17 protein-coding genes are annotated in these 26,207 nt (G+C 60.8%); 15 read left to right on the forward strand and 2 right to left on the reverse strand.

The window, feature by feature from the left end:
* The first annotated feature begins 234 nt into the window (after positions 1-234).
* The 3 genes from TSACC_RS05805 to TSACC_RS05815 all read left to right on the forward strand — a co-directional run bounded on the left by TSACC_RS05805 (position 235) and on the right by TSACC_RS05815 (position 5,771).
* Entirely contained in the window at positions 235-3,825 is a 3,591-nt protein-coding gene (locus tag TSACC_RS05805) for a CARDB domain-containing protein (RefSeq protein ID WP_169809546.1), read from the forward strand.
* A gap of 94 nt (positions 3,826-3,919) precedes the next feature.
* Positions 3,920-5,050, forward strand: coding sequence for a GntR family transcriptional regulator (locus TSACC_RS05810; protein ID WP_169809547.1), 1,131 nt, complete (start codon positions 3,920-3,922; stop codon positions 5,048-5,050).
* Between the two features lie 10 nt (positions 5,051-5,060).
* The gene (locus TSACC_RS05815) at positions 5,061-5,771 is read left to right on the forward strand and encodes a hypothetical protein (protein ID WP_075078450.1); all 711 of its coding nucleotides are present in this window, start codon (positions 5,061-5,063) and stop codon (positions 5,769-5,771) included.
* Here TSACC_RS05815 and TSACC_RS05820 read toward each other — a convergent pair.
* The gene (locus TSACC_RS05820; protein WP_075078451.1) at positions 5,758-7,608 is read right to left on the reverse strand and encodes a substrate-binding domain-containing protein; all 1,851 of its coding nucleotides are present in this window, start codon (positions 7,606-7,608) and stop codon (positions 5,758-5,760) included. The two genes, TSACC_RS05815 and TSACC_RS05820, sit on opposite strands and share 14 nt — an antisense overlap.
* A gap of 96 nt (positions 7,609-7,704) precedes the next feature.
* Between TSACC_RS05820 and TSACC_RS05825 the strand changes: the two genes are divergently transcribed.
* From TSACC_RS05825 to TSACC_RS05865, 9 genes are all read left to right on the forward strand, one after another.
* Positions 7,705-9,672: a PEP-CTERM sorting domain-containing protein gene (locus TSACC_RS05825; RefSeq protein WP_075078452.1), complete on the forward strand. Its 1,968-nt coding sequence runs from the start codon at positions 7,705-7,707 to the stop codon at positions 9,670-9,672.
* Between the two features lie 376 nt (positions 9,673-10,048).
* The gene (locus TSACC_RS05830) at positions 10,049-10,783 is read left to right on the forward strand and encodes a prepilin-type N-terminal cleavage/methylation domain-containing protein (RefSeq protein ID WP_237763905.1); all 735 of its coding nucleotides are present in this window, start codon (positions 10,049-10,051) and stop codon (positions 10,781-10,783) included.
* 14 nt (positions 10,784-10,797) lie between these two features.
* The gene (locus TSACC_RS05835; protein ID WP_075078454.1) at positions 10,798-11,289 is read left to right on the forward strand and encodes a hypothetical protein; all 492 of its coding nucleotides are present in this window, start codon (positions 10,798-10,800) and stop codon (positions 11,287-11,289) included.
* Complete coding sequence (locus tag TSACC_RS05840) at positions 11,262-12,143, forward strand: PulJ/GspJ family protein (protein ID WP_169809548.1); 882 nt, start codon at positions 11,262-11,264, stop codon at positions 12,141-12,143. Before TSACC_RS05835 ends, TSACC_RS05840 begins: the two co-directional genes overlap by 28 nt.
* A gap of 52 nt (positions 12,144-12,195) precedes the next feature.
* A complete protein-coding gene (locus TSACC_RS05845) occupies positions 12,196-15,417 on the forward strand; it encodes a hypothetical protein (protein ID WP_075078456.1) in 3,222 nt (1,073 codons plus the stop codon).
* Positions 15,410-16,111 carry a hypothetical protein gene (locus tag TSACC_RS05850; protein WP_075078457.1) on the forward strand — a complete coding sequence of 234 codons (702 nt, stop codon included), beginning with the start codon at positions 15,410-15,412 and terminating at the stop codon, positions 16,109-16,111. Before TSACC_RS05845 ends, TSACC_RS05850 begins: the two co-directional genes overlap by 8 nt.
* A gap of 348 nt (positions 16,112-16,459) precedes the next feature.
* On the forward strand, positions 16,460-18,151 hold the full coding sequence (locus tag TSACC_RS05855; protein WP_075078458.1) for a glycoside hydrolase family 3 protein: 1,692 nt from the start codon (positions 16,460-16,462) through the stop codon (positions 18,149-18,151).
* Between the two features lie 61 nt (positions 18,152-18,212).
* Entirely contained in the window at positions 18,213-19,811 is a 1,599-nt protein-coding gene (locus TSACC_RS05860) for an alpha-amylase family glycosyl hydrolase (RefSeq protein ID WP_075078459.1), read from the forward strand.
* 22 nt (positions 19,812-19,833) lie between these two features.
* Complete coding sequence (locus TSACC_RS05865) at positions 19,834-20,622, forward strand: GDSL-type esterase/lipase family protein (RefSeq protein ID WP_084400230.1); 789 nt, start codon at positions 19,834-19,836, stop codon at positions 20,620-20,622.
* A 192-nt stretch (positions 20,623-20,814) separates the two neighbouring features.
* On the opposite strand, the gene TSACC_RS05870 is transcribed toward TSACC_RS05865, so the two are convergent.
* Positions 20,815-21,879, reverse strand: a complete 1,065-nt coding sequence (locus tag TSACC_RS05870; RefSeq protein ID WP_237763906.1) for a LacI family DNA-binding transcriptional regulator — start codon at positions 21,877-21,879, stop codon at positions 20,815-20,817.
* Between the two features lie 153 nt (positions 21,880-22,032).
* Here TSACC_RS05870 and TSACC_RS05875 point away from each other — a divergent pair, with 153 nt between their 5' ends.
* The 3 genes from TSACC_RS05875 to TSACC_RS05885 all read left to right on the forward strand — a co-directional run bounded on the left by TSACC_RS05875 (position 22,033) and on the right by TSACC_RS05885 (position 26,202).
* Entirely contained in the window at positions 22,033-22,839 is an 807-nt protein-coding gene (locus tag TSACC_RS05875; protein ID WP_075078460.1) for a PEP-CTERM sorting domain-containing protein, read from the forward strand.
* 72 nt (positions 22,840-22,911) lie between these two features.
* Positions 22,912-23,517 carry a hypothetical protein gene (locus tag TSACC_RS05880; protein WP_075080583.1) on the forward strand — a complete coding sequence of 202 codons (606 nt, stop codon included), beginning with the start codon at positions 22,912-22,914 and terminating at the stop codon, positions 23,515-23,517.
* Between the two features lie 18 nt (positions 23,518-23,535).
* Positions 23,536-26,202 carry a sugar-binding protein gene (locus TSACC_RS05885; RefSeq protein ID WP_075078461.1) on the forward strand — a complete coding sequence of 889 codons (2,667 nt, stop codon included), beginning with the start codon at positions 23,536-23,538 and terminating at the stop codon, positions 26,200-26,202.
* The last annotated feature ends 5 nt before the right edge of the window (positions 26,203-26,207 follow it).

A 26,207-nucleotide genomic window follows, 5' to 3' on the forward strand; every position in this document is an offset into this window, starting at 1 on the left:
GGAAAAAGGGGGCTTGGTTCTCTGAATCGGGTATTTCCGGCGAGAAATCAAGCCTCATAGTATAAAACTGATATAGTTGGTATAATATTGGAACATTTTGCTATACAGTGAGGGTTGAATGTGGATTATTGAAGTATGGTGTCAGCTCCCTCCCTGCGACTAACCGTCCTTTTGTTTTGTACTTTGATTTCCGGGCTCTCCTGCGGGCAGGATGCTGTTGGGAAACCTGATCTGGTGATCGACAGTTTCCGAGTAGAGGGGGGAATGCCGCAGGAGGGCCAGGGGCTTAATCTGGTGGCGACAGTGCGCAATCAAGGTGATGCGCCGACTCCGGATCACACGACGGTCTCGGTGACTTATTTCGACATCACATCGGACCCAAAGGGCAAAATGCTGACGTACGGATCGCAGTTCAAGCAGTCCTTGCCTGCGGGCCAGACGGCGGAAATCAAGGTGGATGCGCCATGGAAGCCGATGGCTGGCACCTACAAGCTCCGGGCGGTCGTCGATGATGTGAAGCGCATCGACGATAAGGACCGGGCTAACAATGTCCTCGAGCAGGAGATCACGATTGGAAAAAATCCCGACATCGAGGCCATGCTCAAGGGTGATGCCGCGCCGTCGGATTATCAGGCTTCAAGCAATGAGGTGCTGCCCAACGGAGACTTCGCCGATGCCAATATCAAGCTGCCCTTCAGCGAGGGCAGCGCGGATGTCGTGACGGTCGATGATACCCGGGCGCTTCTGTTCAAGGGGCGCTTCGTGCTCGGCTGGGATGCGCCGGACAAGGTCATCGCTGGCGCCGATTACGTCTTTTCCTTCCGCGCAAAGGCGCTGGGTGTTTCCGGCGAGAAGCCTAATGCCTCGATGAACATCTTTCTCTGGGCCTGCTATCCCACGCTGCATGAGCCGCCAAAGGACGGCGCGATCCCCATCGCCTCGTGGAAGGATTCCTTCAACTGGAAGAAATTCCAGAAGGATTTCCGCATGCCGCTCGGCGTGTCGCGGTTCGTTGGGTTCTTCAATTCCGATGCGGAGAACGGCTGGACGTACCTTTCCGATATCTCGCTGCGCCCGGTGGATGATTATCCTCTCGAGATTCCCGCGAATGCGCCGGTTTACGGCGACAGCAGCCGTGAGCAAATGACCTGGATCTGGAGCAGCGCGGATTTCCCGTGGCCCAAGATCTTCGTGCGCGGGCGTCCGCAGATGGGGCGCGACCAGAGCGTGCCGGTGGCGGCGCAAACCGTGTGGTTCCGCCGTACGGTCACAGCTCCCCAGGGATTCCGGGAGGCGCAGGTGACTTTTGTGGGTGACGACACGGCTTCGCTGGAGATCAATGGCAGGGAGATCGGGCGCAATGGCTCGCTTCAGGACATCCAGAACATCGACATTCAGAATGTGCTCAAGCCCGGGACGAATGAGGTGGTCTTCAAGGTCGACAACAGTCGCGGCCCGGGCGGCCTGCTCGGTCGGATCGAGTGGAAGACGGCAGACGGAAAGGCGGTCTATATCCCGACAAATGCGAGTTGGGAGGCGTCGATCGATCAAAGCGCGACCTGGGCCAGGGCGACCCCGATCGCTGTGCCGGCTCCGCTCTCTACCAGGACGGCCTGGGTCTATCCGCATCTCCCATTGCTAAGCTATTCGCTTTCCTATGATCTCCCGCAGCCGAGGCAGGGAGTGCGCCTGGCGGTACGCTCGCCGGGCGGGTTCCGGGTCTTTGCCGATAACAAGGAGGTCTATGCCACCATGTGCGCGAGCCATACGATGAAAGTCGACCTTACGGACGAACTGGCCGGCGCTAGGACGATCCGCGTGGACATCGAGGATATTGGCCAGCCTCCGTTGGGCTCGGGATTGTTGCAGGTCAAGACCGCCAAGGGCTGGCAGGATATTCCCTTCTCCGACTTCCGGCACGATGGCGCGAAACCGGTGGAGGTGGCTTCCGCATTTTTCTCGGCCAAGACCTGGCCGACCGCGATGGGCTCCTTCGAGGCGGCCACGTCCCGCCCGATGCCGGATTTCAGTAGCAGACTGGAGCCGTGGGCGCTCGACTTGCTGCAAGGCGCAAAGCAGATCTTCCAGTTGGGATCACCTCAGGGGACCTCGGATGCCTTTGGCCCGATCAAGGGTGGCCCGGATCTTGTGACGGTGCCTGCTCCTGACCTCAAGGATGTCTCCAGGGGGCTGGAGAGCAAGCTGCTGCCTGAGACGACGCTGAAGTTCAATCTCCCGCAGATCCCGGCCAATGGCGCGGCCTTCGTTCTCGGGGTGGAGGATGCGGATGCGATGGTGACGTCCGTCGGCGTGTTTGTGAATGGCGTGCTCAGCGGCATGCCGCAGGTCCTGGGTTACGACCTGGTGCCCGGTGAGCGCCTGACCAACCGGGCATGGGTCGTCACCATTCCCAAGGAACGCCTGAAGACGGGAGAAAACACCCTCACCTTGCGCATCCTCCCCCCCTACTATCAAAGCAGCAACGCGGTGCAAAACCAGTCGGAGGAGTACATCCAGATGATGGGACTCCGCGGAAAGGGAAACAATCCCTACACCGGCTCCTGGCTGCACTGGAATTACCTTTCCCTCTACGCCCTGGGCAAACCGGCGGCGGAGCCAGTCAATGGGCGCCCGGTCTGGATGGGAACCAATCTCGGCTATCTCCATCACGATGGCGGCGAACCCTGGCGGCAGTGCGCCATTCGCGACCTGAGCTATCTCGGTTTCGTCGGCACGCAGGCGCCGATCCGCTATGGCATCTGGAATGCCGGTGAGCTCAACAAGATCAACCGCCCGGACGGCGCGCCCTCGGGCGGAGAGACGACCGCGGAGTATCAGCTCAAGAGCCTCGTCGACGTCGGCATGGCTCCCCATCTGCTCAATGAGCCGGGACGAGGGATTACAAGCCTCGACCAGCTCGCGGATTCCCACGAGGCGAAGATCCTGAGGGATTATGGGAAGTACTTTGCATCCTATGAAATCGGCAATGAAGTCGACGAGCCGATCTGGGGCTGGGACTCGCTCAAGATCGCCGATGCCTACTCGACCATCCAGCGCCAGGCGGTCGCGGCGCAGGCCTTCCGCAAGATGTTCCCCGAGCTGAAGTTTACCATCATCGGCCAGGGCTGGTATCACGCGTGGGATTTCTCCGTCATCGACGCGCAATTCCGCAAGGAGGCGCCGAATGACCCCGGCTTTACCGACGATCTCTCCACGCACAACTACGCAAAGAGCTACATCATTCCCGCTGTGGGCTACAACCTGCTCTACGGCTCCAATCCGCCGGCTCCGATCTGGACGACAGAGTGCGGCGCGTACTCCAGCGATCGTGAGGATGCGACCGAGTTTGACGCAAACATCCGCGGCAATCTCGCCTTCGCCACCTACATCATCCAGTACGTCTGTCACGCGGGGAACGATGAGTTCAAACACTTCTCCCTTTTCCTCTCCAAGGACAAGGACGCAAAGGTGATGGAGCGCGCCCGCTCGTATCGCCGACTCGTGCATACCTTTGGTCTCCATGGCAAACCTCTGCCCTGGACCTATGCGAACGCCGACGCGATGAAGGACAAGCTGGTCTACGTCAACCCGGTCGACGCCGGAAAGTGGATCAAGATTTCCTTCGCCAGCTATTCGCACGATCCCGAGGAGATCGACGTGTCCGTCGTCCTTCCCAAGTCCGGAAAGTTCCAGGCCACGCGCTACGGCGACGGTCGGATCGTCGAGGAAGGTATCCGCACGGCCACCATCGAGGCGAACCCGACTGCCCGGTTCAAGGAGACGCTCGCACCCGGAGAAACCATTGAATATCTCATCGCGAAATAGCCTCCGGGCGAGACGGGTTTGCTCGACTCCTGCCTCGACAAGCGGGAGCATGCAGGCTGATTGAATGCAGCCAACCTCTCGAACCATGTCCTCGATGGAATCTGAAATCAGCCGCTCACCTCGCGACAAGGTCGTCCGCCGCGTGCAGGAGTGGATCAAGTCCGGAGCGCTCCGCCCGGGGGATTTCCTTCCATCGGAGCGACAGCTGGCCGATCAACTGGGCGTCGCGCGGTTGACCGCGCGATATGCGCTGATCGACCTTCAGCGCGAGGGCATCCTGGAAACCGTCAATCGCAAGCGTCGGCTCGTCGCGCAGGCGCGGCGATCAGCCTTGGCGCAGGCCGTCATCCTCGTCAGCACCGCGCGGTACTCGCCCGCGATCGGCTGGGAGAGCCGCGTCCAGGTGCAGGTCGAGGAGGATTTGCAGCGACAGGGGTTCAACCCCATGCTCTTCAATCCCCGGGCCTCATCTCCCGACCGGCTCTACGCCTTGCTCGATGAGGACCCCGCTGGCTTCATTGTGTTTGCCGATGCCTCCGAGCATCCGGCCGTGCAGGAGTTTGTCACGCGCGCGGTCGCGTCGGGCCGGCCTGTGGTCGTGCAAAGTGACAGCGAGCAGTTTCATGACGCCGTACGGGTCACCTCCGATCATGAGGCCGGCGCGTATGAGCTGACCAGGTGCCTGATCGATCGCGGCTGCCGCCGCATCCTTCGCTTCTGGGCCAGGCCGGTAAAAACAGGATGGATCGAGCGTCGCGACGCCGGGGTGCAGAGAGCGTTGACGGAAGCCGGCCTGCCGATCCTTCCCGAGCTTCTCGCTGCGGTGATGGATCGCCAGGGAGAAGAACTCCCCGACCAATATTACTTCACCTCGCGCACCCGCCAGATGCTGGGGTTTCTTTACGAGCATCTCACCGGCCCGAGCCGGGTGGATGGCATCCTCGTCCTGAGCGATCCCGATGCATTGAGCGTGGCCAATGCCTGCCGCATTGCCGGGCTTGAACCCAATCGCGATATTCTCATCGGAGGCTATGACCATTGCTGGAGCATCTGCCCGGAGTACTTCTTTGAAAAAACCGCTCCTGCGGCCACTGTCGACAAGAGGAACGACCTGATCGGCAAGGAACTTGTCGCCGAGTTCCTCAAGGGAACTTCTGCCTCCGACCAGCGGCGCTTGATCCTCGTGCCTCCCGTGCTGGTGCCGCTGCCCGAGGCCACCTCATGACAGACGCTTTATGAAACGCATCGTGCTTTCCCTGCTGGCGATCGTGATGGCTCAGGCTCCTGCCTGGGCTGCCGCGATCTTTCAAACCGAGTTTCAAGATTTCCCGCTTGGCGAGATCACCCCGACCACCGTCCTGCCAGGGGGCTGGACGGCTGGCGTAAATGCGGAGAAGCACTCCACTCTCAACGTGGTGGAGGCCGACGCCGGAAAGAAAGCCGTGCAGTTTACCGATTCCTCCGCGGAGTTTGTCGACAGGGCGGCTCCCTGGCTGAACAAGAGCTTTGAAGGCACGAAGGGCACCCTCGTGGTGGACATCAACGTGACTCTCCTGGATACCCGGCCTGCCAATCCCGTCCTGCAAATCATCGTCTGCGACGGCCTGCCCGAGGATACCCGGCGGCACCTCGTCACCATGGCCGTGCACAGCGAGGGAGAGATCCGCTTCTTCGACGGCACTATCTATACCGACTCAAAGGTGCGGCTCGACCCCGGGGCTGCCTACGTCATCCGGCTGGAACTCAATCAGGACACGGCCAAGTGGAGACTCCAGATCTTTGCCGCCGGCGACCTCGCCAACGCCATCGCCGACATCCCGGATATCGCCATGCGCTCGACCGGCTTCCCCGCCAAGATGGTCAGCTTCAAGGGAGGAGTCAATGCGACCGGCGTCTCTCTGGACCCGTTCATTCAGCTGAACGGCCTTTCCGTCACCGCGCCCTAGTCCCGCGGCGCGCCGCCGGGGGATTGCAGATGGTGATTGCGAGAATTCCCAGGGTGAACCGCGTGTCGGGATTCACCTTTACGCGGATGGAGTCCAGCTTCACCTCCGGCGTGGGGTTTGTCCATTGCAGGGTATAAAGGAAGCGCTCGGATGCCTCGGGATCACCGTCCTTGGTCACGGTCAGGTGCCGCGCCCGGGAGTTGTCAAATTGCTGATAGCTGGGCCACCAGTCCTGGATGGTGGACTCCTCGTTCCATTGCGGGATCAGCGCCTCGTCCGAAGGTCCGAAGCCGAACGGGACGAGGCCGAGCGCGTGCGAGGAGCCGTCTTCCAGCACCATTTCGTATTCCGCGCATTTCACATGATCGGTCGCCCATCCGCATCCATGCAGAAAATAGGCCAGCCTCGCGTGCTGGTTGACCGGGATTGTGACTTCGGAAGGGAGGGAATGATCTCGCGCGTGATGGGAGCGCAGCACCAGCGAGGATCTGGGATTTTTTGCATCCTCCGGGATGACGTCAAAGGGGACACCCTGGATCTTTTGTCGACCGGCGGGCAGGTACAGCAGCGGCGCCAAGCCGAGCCAGCTCTTGAATCGATGCAACCCCCGGTTGGCGAAGGGCCGCAGGTCGATCTGTTCAAAGGCCCGTGCAGTCAGCTTTGCGACAGCCGGGTAGGGCATCTTCCAACTCTGCGCAGCCGACGCCCGGCGCGTGGCATGAGTTTCCGTCTCGAGGCCGGCCTTTGCCGCGGCGGAGATGGTCGTGGCCCGCGGCCGGGATGGAGCCTTGCCTGGAGCCGTTGTCGATTGCCGGGCGATGAGTTGAGGCTCGATAAGGAGACGCTCGGGAGGGGGTAATGCGCCTCCCCGCGCGAGGCCGGACTTCTGCGCAAACAGCACGGTCGCCGCATACCGTCCCAGCCGGGCATAATCATACGCGACCACGCTCAGCGGGGGATCAGTCGAGATTCCCATGTCGGGGTCACCGACGGCCACCACGGAAAGACTTTTGGGGACCATCCGCCCCTCGCTCGTGTCCTCGATGAACATTCTCGCCATCTTGGCATTCGTAAACACGATGCCTGTGACCTGGGGAAACTCGTTGGCCAGTCGCGTCGCGGCGACCTGCACCTCGGCGAGTCGCAGGTCGGGTGAGAGCACGCGTGACACGGAGGAGCCCAGATTTCGCTCATGGCAGCTGCGTTGATAGCCATCCACGATCGACGTGTCGGCTCCCGGCAGGTGGAAGCACGCGATCTCGGTATGGCCGAGGTTGAACAGATGAGCCACTGCCATGCGCCCGGCAGTGTTTCCATGGATGTCCACCATGCTGCCTGGATAGTTGCCCGTGGCGCCCAGGACGACCGTCGGGATCGCGCGTTGTCGAAACTGCTCGATCAAGTCTCCCACCGGCGTGTCCTTGTCTGTCCATACCGCAAGGCCCTGGCAGTTTTGCTCGAGCAGCCGTCTCATGGAGTTGCGGTAGGCCCGCCAGTGCCAGTCGAGCGAGATCACCCGGCTCCCATGCAGGGAGGCGATTTCCGCAGCCCCCGCGGCGATTTTGGGGTTGGGGCAGAGAATGTGCAGCGGCGGCGTTTCCGTGACAGACTCCGGCGTTCGCGCCAGGAAAAGCTTGTAGCCATCGCGGCGGAGGATGCCTCGGGTGATCAGGTGGCCGATGGCGCGATTGACCACGGAAAAATCCGCCTTCCACTCCGCCGCGAGTTCCCGCCCGGAGGGAAGCCGGGCCGGGGGCTCCAATTCGTGCGACGAGATGTAGTCCAGCAAACGGCGGGCGATTACCTCGGAGGAGGTGCGGTTCGAATTTGTGGCCACAACATTTTGTAAATCCCCCAGCCGCGCCTGGAATGCAACTGCTTTTTCTTGTTGGTTCACTTCTGGTCGAAGACTGGTTGCTTAACTAAACTTTGTATGAAGCACTCCCTCCGCCTGCGACTCACAAGAGCCCTCCTTCCCGCCGCTTGCGCGACCGCCCTGTTCTCAGCGGTCGATGCCGATGCGGCTAACACGGTCTATACCTACACAGCCACCTCGGGCACCAACAACTGGTCCGGCGGTACGGGGTGGGATGTTGCTCCCGTGAGCAGCAAGGACACGACCCTTCAGTTTGGCCCGTTCACCTCGACTGGCGTCGGCGTTTCCAATAACGACCTGCCGGGAAACTTTATCCTTAACAAACTGTATTTCAACACGCTCGCTTACGGGACAAACTCCAACTACCTTGCCCTGACCGGTGGTACTTTACAGTTTCAGACGAACTCCGATGGCACAGCCCCGTCGCTGCAGTTTACCAGTCCGGGCAACTCGGCGCTGGGGCTTGAGGTCCGCAACAACGTCATCCTCGACGCGGATCTCACGATCGGAGCGTTTCCCAATTACGCGCTCTACTGGGGAGGCGATCCCGCCCATAATGCGAGCCTGGGTTCCACCTACGGTGTGACCAGCGGCACAGGAGGACTCATCCTCACTTCCCAGAACTTCCGCGTTACCGGGAACAACACTTTTTCAGGTGGAGTGAAGTTGAACGGCGGCAGCTACAATGCGCTGCAGGGATCGACCGGTGCCGCCGGTGCCGTTACTGCGGGAGCGTTTGGCACGGGAACCATTACCTTCAATGCCGGAGCCACTATTGACAGTTCATTCACGGGAGTAACGAGCGATGTGGCATGGAATAATGCCATCGTCATCAACGGTGCGAATACCGTGGCACGGTTCGGCGCAGGTGCGACGAGTCGAAACATGATCCTCGGCGGAGCGATCACGCTCGGAAACAACGTCACCATCGCGGCGGATCTCGCCAACGGCAAGGCGCTGACGATTTCCAACACGATCTCAGGCAATTACAAACTGACCCTGCAGGCCAATCAGTTCAACGCCAACACCAACACGATTATTCTCAATGGCAGCAATACCTATACCGGTGGCACGTTGCTTATCAAGGGAGCGAGCAATGCCGGTGTGACCGTGCTCGCGCTCGGAAATGATAATGCGCTGGGTACGGGAACGTTCACGATGGGTGACAGCAAGGGCGGGGTCACGGTTGCGAGCGCCGATGCCAGCACCCGGACGATTGGCAATCGGGTGGCATTCGGATCGGATGTCACCTTCGGTACGGCAACCTACACGGGTAACCTCAACTTCACCAATGCCACTGCGGCCAGCCTCGGGGCCAATCGCACCTTTACGGTGTTGAACTCCACATCGTTCGCTAATGGGTTCAGCGGAGCATACTCCCTGACCAAGGAAGGCGCGGGGACATTAACGTTGAAGGGGGTGAACACCTTCACGGGAGGTACGACGGTTAATGCCGGAACGCTTATCGTTGGGCAGAGTGGCGCGGGCTCCCTGGCTAGCGCGGTGGCGGTAAATTCGGGCTCTCTCAAAGGCTCGGGCACCGTCAATGGCAACGTGACCATCGGCGATGGATCCGGATCGGCAGACGCGATCTTTAATCCCGGCGATACCACGGGAACATTCACGACCACGGGTTCCCTTTCGCTCTTGTCGGATGCGAACTTCGTGTTCGAGCTGAATAGCGGCACGCTCGCAGCGGATAAGGCCATCGCCAACGGAGTGTCGCTCAACTCGTCCAGTGTCATTTCCTTCACCGACCTGGGCTCCGCGGTTCTGGCGGAGGGCCAGAGCTTCACCATCATCGACAACACCTCTGCGAGCGCAATCTCGGGGGTCTTCTCCAATCTGGCTGACAACTCGACGGTCACGATCGGCGTGAACCAGTTCCGCGTCAGCTACAGCGGTGGGACAGGCAATGACCTTGTCATCACCACTGTGCCGGAGCCGGCCACGGTCGCATTCCTCGCCATGGGCGGAGTTGCGCTTCTCGTTTATCGCCGTCGCATGCGCGCCGCCTCTTTGTAAATCGCTCATCATTGCGGGAGGCCGGCGTGGGAGCCGGCTTTCCGGATGAGGAGTGTTCTGGGAAAAACGGGAGATGCCTCGGCATCTCCCGTTTTTTTATTGGGATACCGAGCCGACGACCGTGTCTTTTTCCACTGTAAGCGCCTTTGCCGGTGCCGGGAAAAAGCAGGCTGTGATCTCGCAAAAAAAGGCCGCACGATCTCAGATGTGGGCCGGAAATCACCCTCTCGCAACAGGCGCATGAGGCCCCTGATTGGCTTGATAAAATTGTGGCCACAATCATCTGTAAATCCCTTCAAAAAGGGAAAAGGTGTTTGCGAATCGAGCCCGGCACCAGCATCGTTGAGGAGTCCTCCCGAGAATGAACGTATTTACATTGAATCTAGAATGTAAACAGCAGATCCGGCAGCTCGCAGCCCGGTCCGCCCTTGGGAAAGGCTTTTCACTCGTGGAACTGCTGGTCGTCATTGCTATCATCGGGATACTGGCCGTGGTGACGATTCCGGCCTTTAACCAAATGCAGGCGGGGGCAGGGTTTTCCAGGTCGCTTTCCGATATTCAGTCATTAGTGGAAAAGGCGCGCTATGAAGCCATGGCCCGCAATACCTATGTATGGCTGGCCTTTCAAACAGCCACCAATCAAGGCTCGCTTGAGGTCCAGGGTGCGTTGTTTGCCTCGGCCGACGGCTCCGGCACGAATACGAGCTCAGCTAATGTCCAGCCGCTTTCGCGAGTGATGCGGATGAAGGACGTTGCTCTCGTGGACTGGCAGGCACTCTCCACCGAGACGAAACAAAAGGCTGCGGCGCGGTACTCGAATACCTCCCGGCCCGACTATGTGACCTCCGTGGGCGCTTCGTTCACGACCAACCAGGGCGGGATCACGGCCAGCTCGGGGAGCGTGGATTTCTCTGGAAAGAACACTCTGACCTTCACCCCTCGCGGAGAGGTCGCCATGAAGGGCTCCCTGGGCAGCGATGATGGTTTTGATCCCCTCATCATCCTGGGGGTCAAGCAGAGCAAGGGTTTGCAATCTTTGACCAATCGTGACGACGCCGCGCTCCTCGTGGATGGCGGCGTGGGTTCTGTGGAGGTTGTGAGAGTTCAGTAACGCAATAGAAGATTATGAAAACTTTGAACGAAAGACGCGCGGGCTTCTCCCTGGTGGAGGTGGCCCTCGCGCTTGGGATCGCCGCATTCTGCCTGCTGACCCTGGTCGGCCTGCTGTCGGTCGGGTTCAACTCGATGGGATCGTCTCGCCGGACTGCCGAGGCCTCGACCGCCATGGTTCAGATCGCCAATGCAATCCGCGGCGCCTCGGCCAATTCCGCCGGCCAGTATCAAGGCCTCGGTGCCTTTTCCAACATCTCGTGGAACAAGGCCAGCTCGGTCACCAACATCGAGCTCACCTCAGGAGGCCTGCCCAGTGCCGGCCCCTCGGAGAAAAGCCATGTGGCTCGCGTGCAGATCCTTCCCGCCACCAATAGCCTGGGAGCCCGCACCGCCTTCGTCAGCGTAGCCTGGCCGAATGCTGCTCAATGGGACGAACAACGCTCCACCTGGACGCATGCGGAGGGATCGATTTCGACATGGGTAGTCTTCATGCCTTCGCTCTAGCTCGCAGCAGCATTGTCGTCATGCCGCGCAAGGTTCGGGCATTTACGCTCATCGAGGTCCTGGCTTCGCTGGCCGTGATGGCGCTGATGCTTGTTTTTCTCCAGCAGATCATCAACGGCACGATGGCTGCGAGTCGGCGCGCCCACCAGCAGGCCAACTCCAGCCTCGCCGCGCAGTCCACCCTGGACACGCTGGGAAATGATCTGTCCAACCTCGTCACGGCCAATGGTGCAACGGTGTTTGTTAAGGAGGATGCCGACAGGAATATCTCCATCGCCTTCCTCACCCGCACCCGCAGATCAGTCAATGCCCCGGATACCACCCGCTACATGGCCGTGCTGTACCAGAAGGTAAATAACCAGATCGTTCGTTCCAACTGGCCTGTGACCTGGTCGGACACGGATGTCGCCAAGGCAGCCACCACCCGGCCGGCCGGGTGTCTGGAGAGTATCGTGGCTGACAATATCATCGGCTTCCAGGGAGCGTTCCTTACGAATGACGGGTCCGTGGCCCAGTTCACCTCCGGCGGCGACTGGACCGCAGCGACAACTACCCAGGGGCAGGTGCCTGCCGGCCAGTTCAAGGCGCTGGTCCTTGCGCCGGGAGGGAACGAGTTTGCCACCGCCTCGCAGCCTTACGTTCGATCCCTGGTTGTCGCCGTCGCCGCTCTGGATGATCAAAGTGCGCAACTCGCAAAGGTAAGCGATCTCGCGACCACCCTGGGCACGCCTTCTCAAGGGCAGACCCCTCAGCAACACTGGAACACGATTTTGTCAGGCGGCCATATGAATGGGGTGCCTGATCCCGTGGTGTCGTCGCTTCGTACGGCAGAAACAACCTTCCTCCTAAAGTAGTATGGTGATGCTTCCTGTGAACTTCCGACGGAGAGGTGCTTCGTCCCGGGGCATGGCTCTCGTGGTCGTGCTCGCCCTGGTCGTCTTGGTGACGGTCGTCGTGCTGGCGTTCTTCGCTCAAGCCACAGCCAATCAGCAGGTCGAGGCAAAGCGGCAGCAGCGCAGCATGGCCCAGGCGCTGGGACGGTCTGCCTGCGACTATGTGATCGATCAGTTTGCCCGTGAGATCGTCGATGCGGGACGGTCCATCGAGTACTCCTCCAATGGCGTCTCGGTCTTTTATCCCAAGGCAAATGCCAACGTCGTTCCGCAACGAGTGGTCGCCTCGACGATCGGGGTATCCGATTCCAATTTCTTCAATCTGAACCGCCAGAGCATTCCCGCCGCCGATACCAATGTCTCGGCCGATGGCACGGCCAGCCCATCACGTAACGGGACGCTTGTCTCGGCGGATCGCTGGAACCGCCCGCGCATGCTTCCCGGCGGAGGATTCACCAACACGACCCAGTTGCCCAACTGGATCTATGTCGACAAAACCAACGGGCCGGTGAAGTCGCCGTCGACCGACGTCGTTGGTCGCTTTGCCTACAATGTCTACGACTGTGGCGGAGTGCTCGATGTGAATGTCGCCGGCTATCCTCAGAGCGCGGCAAACTCCATGTCCTCGGTGAAGGGAACGATCGCCGGAGCCGATCTCACCCAGATCGGCCTTTCGCAGTCGGCCATCGACAAGCTGGTGACTTTCCGGAATCCCGGCGCCACCACCGCTTCATCCTATCTGGAGTGCGTCGACGCACTCACCGACCGCGGCTACCTCGCCAATGTGGTGACGAATTCCACAACGGGAAAGGTCTATACAAATAACTTCTTTGGTACGCGCCAGGATTTCCTCAAGTATGTGCGCACGCAGAATCCCGACCTCGCAAATTTTACGCACCTCCTCGGGGTCTTCTCCCGGTCGGAAAACTCCCCGTCCTGGACTCCCGGCGTTCCCTCGGGCGTGACATCGTCTGTGAGTTATGACGCGGATGCAGACAAGCCGGCGTCGCTGAACCGACGCATCGCCAATGTTCGCTTCCCCGTCGACCAGACCATCACCTGGTATCGGGTGGACGGCACCAGGGAGGAGAGGGTCAGGAAACAAGGACAGCCCCTCGTTTCCCAGCGTTTCCCCCTTGGTCGCCTGAGGTGGATCACGCCCTCTGGACCCAACCTGGCGATTCCCAACGCGGCGGCGGCGATCAAGCAGCACTTTGGGCTGGCGTGGGACAGTGCAAACAAGCTGTGGATCTATACCTCGCCTGTCGGCAGCTCTGCCGCGACCACTCTCAAGACGCTCGAGCAGGTGGCGACGGAGGGTCGCGAACCCGATTTCTTCGAGCTTCTGCAGGCGGGCATCCTCTCGGGATCGACCGGGCGGGATGCGGGTCCTCTCGGGACCCTCACCACCGATGGACCGGCTGGGGATACCCAGGCCTGGGACAAGACGCCCGCTTATCAGATCATGCAGATCGGTGCGAATGTCATCGATCAATATGATGAAGACAGCTACCCGACGGAGATATTGACTGGTCTCGGTCCGGTCGCCGATGCGACATTCTACGGGATCGAGAGCCTGCCGTATCTGCCTCGTGTCTTCTTTTGTGTCTATCGGTACGACTCCAATCCCAAGCGGGCCGGAGGATGGTTTTGCTTTGAGGTCTGGAATCCCCATCAGACCGTGCCGACAGGCTCCCAGGTGCCGACGCAGTTTCGCATCCGGGCCACCGGCTCGGCGCAGGTGAAAGTGCTCGTGCTGGGCGGGGCGAATACCCCTCCCAATCTGCCTCCCGGTGGCGCGCCACCCGTTTTCGGCCCCGTGACGGATCTGAAGGGGAATGTCGGCGTGCAGTTCTCGATCAACCCGCAGGAACCCACCCTCCTCACGCCGTCCAATGCCAGTTCTCCCGCCAGTGAAAACCTCATCACCAGTCCGGAGATCACCCACACGGTTTACAAGAACAACGGCGCCGACGTGTGGTATGTCAATACGGCGAAGTCCAATAGCATGGTCGGCATCTGGACAGGCGATGCGCTCAACGTGGACCCCGCCTATTATGATCAGGGAATGATCACGCCCAATGGCGTCACCTTCACCCTGCAGTACAAACATCCTGATGGCAGCTGGCGGGATTACTCGGTCATGAAGAAGCTGGGCATCACGGACCGCGGCGGTTCGATCGTGGATATCTACAATCCGGTCAGCAAGGATTGCTTCTACTTTGCCCAGAAGAGCGATCCCCGTACCGATCGCTTCAGCGTGAGCATGAACTATCAGACGTATGGCGGTCTCATCCTGCCCAATAGCTCCCTGAGGCCCAATGGTGGCCAGGGCACGATCCTCGCGCGCTTCAGTCCGGCCACCACATCGGCCTTTACCTTTCATGGCAGCGGCTCGGCCACGGGAGGGCTGAATAATAACAATGCCCTGGGCATGCTCTCGGAAAACCGGGAGACTCCGAGCCTCGCTTCTTCCGCCTCCTGGGTCTCCTACCGGGATATTGACAATATCAACCGGCGGGCGGAGGGCGCTTTCGCCGCCTCCACCTCCTCCGACGGGATGCCGCTGTTTGCAAACAACCTGGCGAGCCGCCCGCTCATTCTCAACCGGCCCTTCCGGTCGGTGGGCGAGTTGGGATATGTCTTCAGCGACGCGCCATGGAGGAATGTGGACTTCTTTACCCCGGAGAGCGGCAATGCCGGTCTGCTGGATATCTTCACCGTTTCGGAGGACGAGGTCGTCGCTGGCAAGATCAGCCTGAACACCCGGCAGGCCGCCTCGCTGAAGGCGCTGGCCGCCGGGGGCGCCGTCGTGGAGGGCTCGGGAGCCATCTTGTCTGCCATCGAGGCTGCCGACATCGCCACGGCTGTCCAGGGTGCCTCAGAGACCTCCCCATTTCTGAATCGCAGCGATCTGGTGGGCAGATTCCGGTCGTCCCTGGATACCGATGGGAGGTTTGCCTCGCTGCCTTCCATCGCGCTTTCGAGCGCCGCCCGAAACCGGATCAAATCCCAGCGAGAGAGCATCGTGCGGACCATCTCCGATGCCACGGATACCCGCACCTGGAATCTCCTCGTCGACGTGATTGCCCAGTCCGGCAGGATGCCCGCCGGGGCGAGCCTCTCCGGAGCGAGCTTTGTCATCACGGCGGAACAGCGATACTGGCTGCATCTCTCGATCGACCGGATCACTGGCAAGGTCGTCGACCAAATGCTGGAGCCTGTTTATGAATAGACTGACCCTTCTGTCTGGTATTCACCTCATCCTTCTCGGGTCCGCCGCTGTCGCGCAGGATTCGATCCCGGCACCCGTGCCGCCCTTCGTCAAGCCCGCCCCGGCTTTCGATGCCTATGTCCTGCGGCTCAAGGACCCGCCGAAGGGCGCCTCCAGTCAGGCCGCGCCGGAGTTGATCCAGCGGGAGGCGACACGCTCGCGGGATGTGGTGCGCTATGTCGACTCTCTCTCCGATGGCAGCAAGGTGGAGACCTGGATACTGGGAGGGAAAAGGATTGTGGAGGATCCTCAGACCCATTCCGTGAGCGTGATGGACCCCGATCACGACCCCGTGGCGGTCGTGTACAAGATTTACGATCCGGCCAATGTCGACTGGATCACGGCCGATAAATACGTGGGAGTCGAGAAAGGGGAGGCTGGCAGCTTCTATGTCTTTGACCTCAACGGATCGAGCGGCTCCGGAGCCTCGCCCTATGTGCAGTCCGACTACCTTTTGCCTTCCGGCCGCCGCGCTTGGGTGGATGTGCAAAGCGGACGGCTCGCGCAGTGCAGTGTCAATAAACGCATCTACACCATCGAGTACACGCAGGCCCCCACCGGTGACCTGGTGCTGCCAGAGGCATTTGCCAGGGTCTGGCAAAAGTTCCAGGCGGATCGCAATCCCTTGAAGATCGAGCGACCGCCGCGCGACTAGGCGGTCCAGGGTCAAGCCCGCACCCGATTGCAAATCGTGCGGGCTGGCGACGCTACGCTCCGCGATTTCGATCTGCCCGGGGCGTCGTGATCTCCGGGATTTTCGTGCAGCTTCCCGCCAGATGGAAAGGGTGGCGATGCTCTCCCGATGTTGTGGCCACGAAATCTTGAAAACCTTTATTTTGCCCGGAAAATTCGGGCGGGTCGCTTTCAGCCCGGAGAAGGAGGCGATAATTTGGAGGAGTCCCAAAATGACGAGTTCCAAATCTTATCAATCGTCGAGCTATCGCATGAATGCGGTCATCTGGTCGCATAGCCAGCGTGCAGTACCAGGAAAGAGGGCGCGATAATGAGCGCGGCCGTTATTGCAGAAGCCGGGCGAAACCTGATCGGGCAGACCGGCTGGAACAGTCAAACGTGGGCCGAGGAGACTCTGGCGCGCCTGAGCCTGCGGGAGAAGATCGGACAGACGGCGCAGGAGCGCATCAATGCGTCCACCCGTTTCCTGGGAATGAGCCTGGAGGAGTGGTTCGAGCGGTATCCGGTCGGCAGTGTGTTCTGCGGAGGTGAGATTATCAGCGGTTGCGGAGATACGGCGGAGTCGTCGCGTGCGGCGATCCAGACACTCCAGGCTGCATCGCGGTTGCCCCTCCTGGTGTCGGGCGATCTCGAGAGCGGTGCCGGTGCCGCGGTGAAGGGGCTCACACGCATGCCTTCGGCTCTCGCCCTGGGTGCGACCAATGACACCGACCTGGCCTATGAGTACGGTCGCTGGACGGCGCTGGAGGGCCGCCAGATCGGGTTTACGTGGACTTTTGCCCCGGTGGTCGACCTGCTCAGGAACTGGCTCAACCCCGTGGTCTCCAATCGCGGGCTCGGAGTTTCTCCCCGGCATGTGGGCCGCATGGCCAGCGCGGTGATCCGCGGTGTGCAGGACCACGGCATGGCGGCTTGCGCGAAGCACTTTCCCGGCGATGGTGTTGATTTTCGCGACCAGCATCTGGTCACCTCCATCAACTCTCTTTCCGAGGCCGAGTGGAGGGAAACCTATCTGCGAGTCTTTGCGGAGGTCATCCAGTCCGGTGTGCATACGATCATGTCGGGACACATCGCTCTCCCGTGGCTCGAGCCGCTGGCGGACGGCGAACGCCCGCGTCCCGCGACAGTTTCCCATCGGGTGCTCGGCTTCCTCCGTGATGAGCTCGAGTTCGACGGTGTGATCGTCTCCGACGCGCTCGAAATGGCCGGCTTTACCGGGTGGGGGAGGTATGAGGATCGCATCATCGAGGCGTTCAACGCCGGCATCGATGTCATGCTCTGGCCGCAGATCGAGTACTTTGACGTGATGGAGCGCGCGGTCATGGATGGCCGGGTCACAGAGGCCCGCCTCGACGAGAGCGTCCGTCGCATTCTTCGACTCAAGGCCAGACTGGGACTGCCCGGGGCTCCGTTGCCCGGCGCGACCACAGGCGGGCCGATCGTCCTCTCGGACGAGGCGCGGCAGACCGCCCGTAAGGTGGCGGAGTCGAGCATCACCCTGGTGCGCAATGAGGAGAACATCCTGCCTCTCGATCCGGCAAAGGTTCGCCGTGTCCTGCTGCACTGCGCCGTGGGCCTGGACGAGAAATCCCGCGACGACCTCAGCACTCTCGTGCAGGACTTTCGCGATCGGGGTGTTGAGGTGTCGCTCTTGCAAAACGGAAACTGTCTCGATGTGATTTCCCGCGAGCGCCTCGGCGAGCGGTGGGATGCGTATATCGTCGTATTCAGCCTCCAGATTCATCAGCTAAAGAACACCGTGCGTCCCGTGGGCCAGATTGGTGAGGTGATGTGGACGCTGCAGAATGCGGAAACTGTCCGGCCGATCGTTGTTTCGCTTGGCACTCCCTATCTGCTGCAGGACATGCCGTTCCTCAAAACGTTGGTCAACGCGTACAGCCCCAGTACCGAGACGCAGACGGCGCTGGCTCGTACATTATGGGGGGAGATTCCGTTCTCGGAGTTTTCGCCGGTCGATGTCGGTGGCGAATGGCACGCTTGACCTGCTTGGTACAGCTCCCCGGCATCGCATTGCCGCAGCAGATGTACTGACTCCTCCTTTAATGAAACGCCCGACCCCAAAGTGGCTTAGCACCGCGATATTTTACGAGATATACCCGCAATCCTTCCGGGATTCCGACGGAGACGGCATCGGTGACCTGCCGGGAATAATCGAGAAGCTCGACTACATAGCCGATCTCGGGTGCACCGCGATCTGGCTGAACCCCTGCTTTGTCTCGCCATTTGGAGACGCCGGCTATGATGTGGCCGATTTCTATCGAGTCGCTCCACGATATGGGACCAACGATGATCTCGTGCGGCTCTTCCGGGAGGCCCGGGCGCGGGGCATCCGGGTCTGCCTGGATTTTGTCGCGGGCCACACCTCGATCGACCATCCCTGGTTCAGGGAATCCTGCCGGCATGAACCCAACCGGTATTCCAACTGGTATATCTGGACCCGCTCGATCTGGGACAAGGGCGATCCTCAAAAGCCCATGGTGCATGGGCATGCCGAGCGGGACGGAAACTACCTGGCCAATTTTTTCTATTTCCAGCCGGCTCTCAACTACGGCTACGCCAGGCCGGAGCACCCGTGGCAGCTTCCCGTCGACCATCCGGATGTCCTGGCCGTACGGCAGGAGATGAAAAACATCCTGCGCTACTGGCTCGACCTGGGCGCGGATGGTTTTCGCGTCGACATGGCCATGTCTCTGGTAAAGAACGATCCCGATCTCAAGGAGACGATGCGACTTTGGCGAGATGTCCGCGAGATGTTTGACCGGGAGTATCCTCATGCCGCGCTGATGTCGGAATGGTCCGACCCGGAGAAAGCCATCCCGGCCGGTTTTCACGTCGACTTCATGCTGGCGTTTGGCGATCCTCCGGCATACACCTCGCTGCTCCGCAAGGAACCCGGTCGCGATCTGAACCCGGTCGCCGATCCGGCCTCGCATAGCTACTTCGATCGGTGCGGGCAGGGCGACATCCGCGAGTTCATGGTTCCTTATCTCAAGCACTACGAAGCGACGAAGGACCACGGCTTCATCACCATCCCTACGGGCAATCACGATGTCCCTCGGCTTGCAAAGGGGAGGACGGAGCAGGAGATACTTATTGTTTTCGCCTTCGTGATGACGATGCCCGGCATCCCGTTCATTTACTACGGTGATGAGATCGGGATGAGGCATATCGACGGTCTGCCGTCCAAAGAGGGCGGGTACTCCCGCACCGGAGCCCGCACGCCGATGCAGTGGGACGATGGCGTGAACCTCGGCTTCTCATCTGCCTCCCCCGAGGATCTCTACCTCCCCGTGGACGCAAGCCCCGGCGCTCCCACCGTCCTGTCCCAGGGTCAGAAGTTGCTTTCCCGGGTGAAATCCCTCGTGCAGTTGCGGCGTTCCTGGAGAGCGCTTGGCAATGGCGGTGCATTTCGCGTTCTGACCAGCGAGGGATACCCGGTTGTCTATCAAAGAGGGAAAGGGGCCGACACCTTTGTCATCATCATCAATCCTGCCGATGAATGTCAGCCCTCGACTTTCCTGCTTCCCCAGGTCGGCGCGTTGCAGCAGATCCATGGCGATCACATCGATGTGCTGGCGGATCGCGATCGCTATTCCGTGGTCATGCCCCCGGTCAGCTACGGAGTTTTCAAGGTGACCTAGATGAAAGGCCATTCCGGACTTTATGAATAAATACCATGTCATCATGATGGCGCCCCGGCGCCTTTCCCTTGCCCTCTTCTTGTTGCTGGCAGCCTGCGTCACCGAGGCTACCGCCCAGGAGATATGGACCATGCCGAAAGAGTTGCCGACCACTCCGCCCGGTGCGACGCCCGCCACCTTTCCGCTGCCGAGATTTGAGTGGCTGCAGAGAATCATCGAGAACAACGCCAAGGCAAACAAGGCGCCGGAGACCATCCAGTTGGTTTTTGACGGTGACTCCATCACGGACGGCTGGCAGGGAAAAGGGCGGCGCACATTCGATGAACGCTACGGAAAAATCGGGGTGTTCGACTTCGGCCTGAGCGGCGACCGGACCCAGAATCTTCTCTGGCGTCTCTACAACGGGCAGGTCGACAAGGTCCGGCCCAAACTGGTCGTGCTCCTGATCGGAACCAATAACATCGGCTTTGGCGAAAAGCCCGAGGACGCCGCTGCCGGGGTGAAGGCGGTGGTGGAGGAATACCGTAAGCGTCTGCCCGAGAGCGTCATCCTCCTCCAGGCCGTCTTCCCACGCGGCCAGAGTCCTCAAGACCAGGCAAGACCGAAGATCGACACTCTGAATCGTGAGATCGCAAAGCTCGCAGACGGGGAAAAGGTGGTGTTCCTCGACTTCGGAGAAAAATTCCTCAATCCCGACGGGTCCGTCAATGCAGACCTCATGCCGGACTTCCTGCATCCCAACGACAAGGGCTATGTCGTCTGGGCGGACGCGATACAGCCGGTCATCGACAAGTATTTCCCTCCCCGGTAGCAGCGGGGCCTTTTTCAAGCGGACCGGCAGCGATTCTCGCGGCGCGAAATCGGGATTGCTGCCGGGCGGGATTGGTTCCGACGCGATGTCGGCAGTCTAAAGGGAATTGAGCGCCCTGAAATCCCGTGGCAGGGGATCTGCCCCGACACTCACGGCGGAGGGTGTGCGCCCGGCCTTTTCACCCGGCGCGTTTCAGAAACTCTGGCGGACTGCGGGTCGCGTGGAATCCCGGTGAACGAGACGTACCGGCAGTCGGTCGCTCACCGGAGTGGGGGGCGTGTCGCGAAGCTCCTCTTCCTGTTGGTTTACCGCCCGCAGCTGGGTCAGCAGATGTCTCACGGCATGGCGGCCGATACCGATGGGGTCCTGCGCGATCGTCGTTAGCCGGGGACGTACTGCGGAGGCGATGCGCAGATCACCGAACCCGACGATCGAGACATCCTCCGGCACGCGGCGCCCGCAATCTTGAGTGGCGGCGAGCACGTCCATGGCCACCCAGTCGTTGAAACACACGATCGCGGTTGGGGCTTCCTCCATGGTGAGGAGTTCTCTCGCGTGACGGTAGATCTCCTCGGAGCCGTAGTTTTGGATGTCGCGCATCCACGTTTCGCGAACGGGCAACCCATGGCGCTCCATCGCGTGGCGAAATCCCTCCACGCGGGCGCGGCCCGTGCTGATCTTTCGGTGGAAAATGTTGGCAATGCGCCGATGGCCGAGCTCGATGAGATGCTCGGTTGCGGCGATGCCTCCCTCATAGTCCTGGCTGCCGACGAAGGCATATTCCTCGACTCCGGCAAAGGTCTGGTCCACCACCACGATCGGCCTCTGAAAGGTTCGCAATTCTTGCAGATAGGCCGGGGTCGGCTGGTCTCCCGGCGGGAACATGAGCAAGCCATCGACCCGCCGCTCCGTGAAGGTCCGGAGCACTTTCTCGCCCTCGTGGACGCAGAGATCCCAACTGATCACGATCGTGTCGTAGGCGGCCTCATACAGCACCTCCAGCATGCCTTCCACGATGCGTCCGGAGAAATCATCACGGAAATCATTGCAGGTGAGGCCGATCGTCATGCTCCGACCCTTTTGGATGGCATGCACGAGCCGGTTGGGCCGGTAGTGGTGCTGGGCGGCCACGCTCAGGATGCGTTGCCGCGTCGTCTCCGAGACCCCCGCCTTCCCGCTGAGGGCTTTTGACGTGGCTCCGATTGATACACCGCATATCCGGGCGATTTCCGCGAGTGAGGACATAACGGGCTTCATATCACTGGAAAAATGGCTGTGAGAAAAGACTTTCTTAAAATCCACGGGCTGGCCGTGCGATTTTCCCCGGTTTTCCTCGTAAAAAGTCCTGAGAGAAAATACTTGCGCAAATGGCGAGAAAGTACTTTCTCTATAGAAAGTTTCCACCTCACCATGATCTCCCCATTCCCACTCAAATCCTCCCGTCTCCTCTCTTCAGCCGTTGCCGTTTTGGCTGTTGGGCTCAGCGCCATGTCGGCTGATGCCGCTCTGCTTACCTCCTGGACACAGTATTCCGGCTCGGTCAGCAGCGGGCTGAATACCGCCAGCCCGGTTCTCGGCAATGGCACGTCCAATTCTGGTGATAGTCAGTCAATCTACGCTGTTTCCCCGACCTACACGCTGAGTAGCGTAGGGGATTCCCTAACGCTCTCCGGCGGAGTGACATTTCTGAATCTTGAGACTCCCCAAGCCGATCAGTTCCGTTTTGGCCTGTATAATGTGAATGGCCAATCCGGTGGTCTCGGCTGGCTTGGCTACATGGCGTCGAACTCCGGCACCAGTGGAGGCTCGACCTACAGTCGGCTCTGGGAGCGGAATAATCCGAATAACTTCAGCTTCGGCAGCGGTTCTGGTGCTACGACGGTAGCCAACGTGAATGCAACCCCGGGAAATACCGCCTTCGCCTCGGGCACCTACACGTTCTCCCTTACGCTCACCCGTGTGGCCACGGGTCTCCAGGTGGGTTGGACGCTCATCGGTACAAATGTGAACTACACCGTCTCGGGCACTTATCTGGATACCACTCCGCAGACCTATACCTACGACCGCGTGGGCTTCTTCACTGGTGGTGGCCTCACCGCCGATCAGGTGAGCTTTTCAAATGTCGATCTCACCGTCGTTCCCGAGCCCGGCGTGGTGGGCCTCGTGGTGGCGGGTCTCACCTTCTGCTTCATTCTCAGGCGTCGCCGTCAGGCTTAGCATCTTTGCCCGGCAGGTCTTATATTGCGAATGATCTGCCGGGTTCCCCTGGTCATTCTCTCTTTCTTCCCCATGAAACACCTCCTCCCTCTCTCGGCCCTCGTTCTTGCCTGTTTCTCCGGTTCGCTCCGCGCGGCGGATGCGCCTACGCTGCTCGCGGAATACGACTTCGAAAAAATCCCCGCCTATGTGCCCAACTGGGGCGCGGGACTCGGCAGCACCTACAAACCGGCCACAGGCTGGAAGACGCCGTTCAAGGTTTCGCTCGATCAGGACAACCCGCACTCCGGCGACAACTCTCTCCGCTTCGAGTTGCTGGAACCCTCCGATAAGGAAAAGATCGTTCACAGCCCGGCCATCAAGGTCGAGCCAGCCGATGGCGAGAGAAAGGTCCGCGTGCGTCTCTTTGTGCGTTCGACGGGCTTCGGCGAGAAGGGTGCGGGTATCCGCATCCTGGAGCGCGATGAAGCGGGTGCCAGCATTCGCCTTCTGGGCGGATCGAAGACGCTCATTCCGGTGCCGGATTCCGCGGATTGGGTGGAACTCGATGCCGAGGGTGTCCTGCATTCGCGCACTGCGTCGATCTCCTTCATGGTGGTCGCTTATACGGAGGAGGCTCCGGCCACGCTCTGGATCGACGATGTGTCGATCGAATTGGTCCCCGCTGTCACGCCCTGATCACGCCCTGGATTTTCGATGAAGGATATTCCCGTGTTCCTGCCGGGTCGGCGGCTCACGCTCGCCCTCACCCTGGCCTTGCTTGCTCCGACCGTGAGAGCCGCGGATGCTCCCTCCGGTCTTGCCTTTTCCTCGACGGCGAAGGGGAACATTTTCACGGACGCCCAGGGAACCGTCACTCTGAAGGTGCCCGCCTCCATTGCCAGCGGCACGCTTACGGTGAAAAACGAGAGCGGCGCTGTCATTGAGACGCGCCCGCTCGCAGGAAACTCGGGGGATGTGTCGATCACGCTTCCGCAAAAGGGATTCTACGCGATTGATGCCGAGACGGTGCAGGCGGATGGGGCAAAATCCCGCGGGTCCACGACCGCCGCCGTGGTCGGCCCGGTGCCTTCCGATGAAATGCGCCTCCAGTCCCGCCTCGGCCTCTGGACTGTGCAAGGGGACGCCGATCTCGTACTTGCCGCTGGCGCCCGCTGGAACCGCCGCATGATTTCCATTCACAAGCTGGGTGAGAACATGCTCAGTGAGAATCCTCCCGCGGCCGAGAGCGTGCTCTTTCCGAAGTCGCCGTTCACTCAGGTCGGCGTGATGTCCTTCGGCCTTCCGCTCTGGCTCATGGAGCCGACTGATAAGAAAAAGAGCTTCGGCAACCCGCTCAACAAGCCCACCGACTGGAACAAGCTCAAGGCGCTCGTCTCCGCCTGGGTGCGTCAGCAGGGGGAAAACTTTCCCGACTACTTCGAGATCTACAACGAACCCGAGTGGCAGTGGAAAGGCGCGTCGAATGAAGACCTCGTGCGGGTGCTCGCCACCATCGCCGACGGGATCAAGGAAGCCAGCCCGAAGACTCAAGTGCTCGGCCCGGGATTCTCGTCCATCCGCATCAAGGACCCCGCCCGCCTCGATCTCGTCACCGCGAAGGAGCAGGGACTCTTTGATCATCTCGACGGGCTCGTCGTCCATGCCTACGTGGATGGTTCGGCTCCCGAGAAGGAGTTCATCCAGCGTGTTGAGGAACTTCAGGAGTTCCTGCGCGACATCGGGCGCCCCAAGTTTCCGATCCACATCACGGAGTTTGGCTGGACCTCCGGCAAAGGCACCTGGCAGAAGCCTGTCGACGAGATCACCCAGGCCCGCTATGTGACGCGTTCGCTCACCCTGCTCGCCGCCCTGGGCGTGGAGAATGCGACCTACTTCTGCCTGCAATTCAAGGCTGCTCCGAATCCCGGCGAGCGTGGCTTCTCGCTCGTTCACGACGACTCCACGCCGAAGCCCGGCTATGCCGCCTACGCCAATGTCGCCCGCTGGCTCGCTGGCGTGAAGGGGACAGGTACCTGGCTGCGTCTCACGCCGACCACGCATCTCGTGCTCTTCGAGAAAAGCGACAACACCTCGATCGCCGTGGCATGGGACACGGAGGCCGAACGCGCAATCGGCCTGCCGCTGGTCACCTCACGACGCGAGGACATGATGGGCCGCTCGCTGCCAGCTTCCGATACGCTGGCACTTTCGCCGAGTCCGATCTTTCTCGAGTTTTCCGAATCCCAATCGCCCTCGATCGAAATGCTTGCGCGTCTCGACGTGATGCGCGGCGGCGAGGATGTCACCCTGCCGCGTGGCGGTGAGTGGATCGCTCCGGCTCCCCTGGTCGTCCGTGATGGCCGCCTTGCTGTCCCTGCCTCTGCTGCCAACGGAGATTACCTTCTCCTGACCCGCGACGGCCAGAAGTGGCTCGGCCAGCCCGTGAAGGTCATCCCTCCGCTCGAGGCCCGTCCGCCCGTTCTTGCCTGGCCCGCGGATCAGCAGGAGCCTTCGCTTGAGACGACTGTCATCTCGCATTCCGCCGTCCCAGTGACCACGCGGCTCGCGGTGAAGCTTGATGGAACCCGTGACCGGTTCCTCGAGGCCTCCGAGATTGCACCCGGCGAGACACGCCAGCTCTCGGTGCCGCTCGATGGACTCTCTCAAGGCACCCGGTATCGCGGCAAGATGGCCGTGGATAGCCGCCACGAGGGCCGCCGGGATGAAATCTCGCTCCCGCTGGATTTTACCATTCTCTCCGCGGCTCCCGTACCGCGCGGCGGGCAACCCGACTGGAGCCAGATTCCGGCGGTGGATTTCTCAGCCTGGGACCCCTTTGGCGGTCCCATTGCGCCCGAAGATTGCTCCGCGACGCTGCAGGCCGCTCATGGGGTGGAAGGATTGCACCTCCGCGTCGTCGTCCGTGATGATGAGCACCTCCAGACCCGCTCCGGCGAGGATATCTGGTCGCAGGATTCCATCCAGATCGGCCTCGATCCCGACCATCAGAAGACCTGGGAGGCTAATGACCTCTTCGGTCTCAAGGGACATCGCGTCTTCGAGTACGGCGTGGCCTGGAATGGCAAGCAACCCATGACGTGGCGCTGGGTCTCCTACGTGCCGGAGCTTCCCGTCGGCGTCGCCGAGCCTCGCGTACAGCTCCGCGTGAAACGGGAAGGGGACATCACCACCTACGATATCCTGTTCCCATGGGCTGTCATGGGTCTCGACCGTCCCATGGCTGCGGGTTCCGCCATTGGCATCTCACTTTCTCTCGCCGACGCCGATACGGGCAAAACCAGCCGCCGCGCCCTGCGTCTCTACGGCGGCATCGCCGAGGGCAAGGACCCGGAAAAATACGGCCCTCTCTGGCTCCGCTAAATCGC

It is taken from the genome of Terrimicrobium sacchariphilum (assembly GCF_001613545.1).
In the GTDB taxonomy this organism is placed as follows: domain Bacteria; phylum Verrucomicrobiota; class Verrucomicrobiia; order Chthoniobacterales; family Terrimicrobiaceae; genus Terrimicrobium; species Terrimicrobium sacchariphilum.